At 76.0% G+C, this 2742-nt stretch carries 3 protein-coding genes; all 3 read right to left on the bottom strand.

The genetic code is table 11. The features are described 5' to 3' along the window. Positions 1 to 747 (bottom strand): ECF transporter S component (locus tag C1729_RS14125; RefSeq protein ID WP_102510782.1); only part of this gene is annotated, 747 nt, incomplete at its 3' end. Beyond that, positions 744 to 2438, bottom strand: a complete 1695-nt coding sequence (locus C1729_RS14120) for an ABC transporter ATP-binding protein (RefSeq protein ID WP_242493923.1) — start codon at positions 2436 to 2438, stop codon at positions 744 to 746. The genes C1729_RS14125 and C1729_RS14120, both read right to left, overlap by 4 nt. Further along, the coding region (locus C1729_RS14115) for a hypothetical protein (RefSeq protein ID WP_207204679.1) at positions 2438 to 2742 on the bottom strand (305 nt) is incomplete at its 5' end. The genes C1729_RS14120 and C1729_RS14115, both read right to left, overlap by 1 nt.

The raw sequence follows: 2742 nt of genomic DNA, 5'->3' as shown, positions 1-2742 counted from the left end.
CCCCAGCACCCCGAGCACGGCCTTCCCGAGCACGAGCACGCCTGCCGCGGTGACGACGGCCCGGACGGTGTCGACGGTGAGCGTCGACGTCGCGAGCGTGTAAGCGAGGAACCGTGGCAGGTTCTCGCTGAGCCCCCCGCCGGGCACGTAGGAGAGCTGGGTGCCGTCGCCGAGCGCGAAGGGCCAGAACCAGAGGTTGGTGACGAGTCCGTAGAGGTAGGCGGCGACGACGCCGTAGACGGCGAGGAGGACGACGGCACGCCGGCCGGGCCGTGCCCCGTCACGGGGCAGCACGACGCGGCCGACGAGCCCGGCCCCCGCTCCGACCCAGGCGGCGGCGAACGCCTGGAACGGCAGCCACGGCCCGACGCCCGCGGTGAGGAGCGCGGAGACAAGCATCGCAAGGGCGCCGAGCGTGAAGCCGAGGCTCGGGCCGAGTGCGGCGCCGGCGAGGACGAGGAGGAAGAACATCGGCTCGATGCCGCCGATGCCGGTGCCGAGCAGGCGCAGGGCCGCGATGAGCGCGGCGAGCACGCCGAGGAGCGCGAGGGCGCGCGGGTCGGGTCGGTCGCGGGTGACGGCGGCGAGCGCGGTCGCGAGGACGAGCGGCACGAGGAGTACGAGCAGCCACGGCGCGGACTGTCCCTCGGCGCGGGGTGCGACGGACGCGAGCAGGGGCCAGCCGAGCATCGCGACGCCGAGCAGGCTCGTGAGCGCGACGAGGACGCGCGAGGCGACGGTGCTCATGCGCCGTCGCTGTCGGGCGGCGCGGACTCGGCACCCACGGCCACGTCACGCACGAGGTCGTCGACCGTGAGCGCTCCGAGCGGCCGCACGACGCGTGCGATCTGCGGCGCTCCCCCGACGGATCCGGTGAGGACGTCGCGGGCGGGGCCGTCGCTCACGACCTCGCCGTCGGCGAGGACGATGACGCGGTCGGCGGCCTCGGCGGCCGTCTCGACGTCGTGCGTCGCGAGGACAATGGTCGCACCGGCGGCCGCTCGCGCGCGCAGCGCGGCAACGAGCGTGTGCCGCGCGGGCGTGTCGAGCCCGCGCGTCGGCTCGTCAAGCAGGACGATGCCGGCACCGGCGGCGAGCTGAATCGCGAGGACGAGCGCGAGCCGCTCTCCCTCGGAGAGGTCGCGCGGGTGCGTCGCCCCGTCGATGCCGGGCACGAGCCCGTCGAGCAGGGCGCGCGTCGTACCCACCGAGGCCGCCGCGTCGGCGTCGCCGCTCGCGCACTCCTCGTCGACGCTCGGGGTGAAGAGCAGCGCTCCGACCTCCTGCGGCACGAGTGCGACGGCACGACGCGCGTCGGCGGCCCCGAGCCGCGCCGGGTCGACGCCGTCGACGTCGAGCCGCCCGCGGTGCGGCAGCGCGCCGGCGAGCGCACGCAGCAGCGTCGACTTGCCGGCGCCGTTGCGGCCCATGAGGACGGTGACCTCGCCCGCGTGCAGCGTGAGGTCGAGCCGGTGAACGACGGTGCGCGTGCCGCGCCGCACCTCGAGCCCGCGGGCGACGACGCGAGCGTCAGACGTTGCGTCCCGGAGGGCGTGTCGGCGCGGGCGGAGTGCGTCCGTCCACGTCGCACGGCGCCTCGCGGTCGGATGCTCGTCGGCGTCACCGTCCACGTCGTGCCGCAGCCCGAGCAGCCCCGGCGCAGCGATGTACCGTCGCCGCGCCTCCCGCACGTCGGCGGGCACGGCGTCCCATCCGGCGAGGTCCGCGAGGCGGGCGAGCGGCGGCGCCTGCGGCGTCCCGCGCAGCACGGCGGCGTCCCCGGTGCGGAGCGTGCCGTCGCCCGGTAGGTGCCAGACGCGGTCGGCGATGCCCGTGAGCCGTTCGAGCCGGTGCTCGGCGACGACAACGGTGAGCCCGACGTCGTGCGCGAGCCGCCGCAGCGCCCCGACGACGTCGTCGGCGGCGACGGGGTCGAGCGCGGACGTCGGCTCGTCGAGCAGCAGCACGGACGGCTCGGAGACGAGCACCGCGCCGAGCGCGACGCGCTGCGCCTGCCCGAGGGACAGCGTGTCGAGGCGGCGGTCGCGCAGGTCGGCGATGCCGAGGAGATCGAGCGTGTCCTCGACGCGTCGACGCATCGCGGCGGTCGCGATGCCCTGCTGCTCGAGCGCGAACGCGAGCTCGGTCTCGACATGCGCGGTGACGAACGCCCGCAGCGGATCCTGGCCGACGTAGCCCGTGAGGTGCGCGCGGTCGCGGGCGGGCACGGTGAGGAGGTCGGTCCCGCTCAGGGTGACGCTGCCCGTCGCGCGCGCACCGGTGCCGTCGAGCAGTCCCGCAAGCGTCCGCAAAAGCGTGGTCTTGCCCGAGCCGGTCGGTCCCGCCAGGAGGACGACATCGCCCTCGGTGGCATCCGCGGCGACGGAGCGCAGGAGCGTGCGCCCGCCGACGGTGACGGTGAGTCCGTCGACGCGCATCATCGTGCTCCCTCCGCGGCGCCGACCCGGGTGGGGGACGCGGGTCGCGCGCCGTCGGGTGCGTCGGCCGCGACCCGGAGCTCAACGACGACGAACGCCACGAGCGCAGGCACGAGCGCGACGAGGGTCGCAGCGAGCATCGCGCCCGACAGCACGAGCCACGCCTCCGCGGCGGGCACGCGCACCTGCGCGGGAGTCGTGCCGACGAGCACCGCAGCACCCGCCCCGCACACGATGACCGCGAGCCCGGCCCACGTCCAGCGGGGCGGTCGGTGCAGCGTCTCTGCCCTCAACACATCTGACC

It is taken from the genome of Sanguibacter massiliensis, from assembly GCF_900240335.1.
GTDB lineage: Bacteria > Actinomycetota > Actinomycetes > Actinomycetales > Cellulomonadaceae > Flavimobilis > Flavimobilis massiliensis.
Note: the sequence above shows the minus strand (reverse complement) of the source record. Positions and strands in the feature narration are given on the sequence as shown.

What these genes read in the sequence shown, in the direction of transcription:
- C1729_RS14120 (WP_242493923.1), bottom strand. Translation starts at nt 2,438, where the DNA reads ATGCGCGTCGACGGACTCACCGTCACCGTCGGCGGGCGCACGCTCCTG.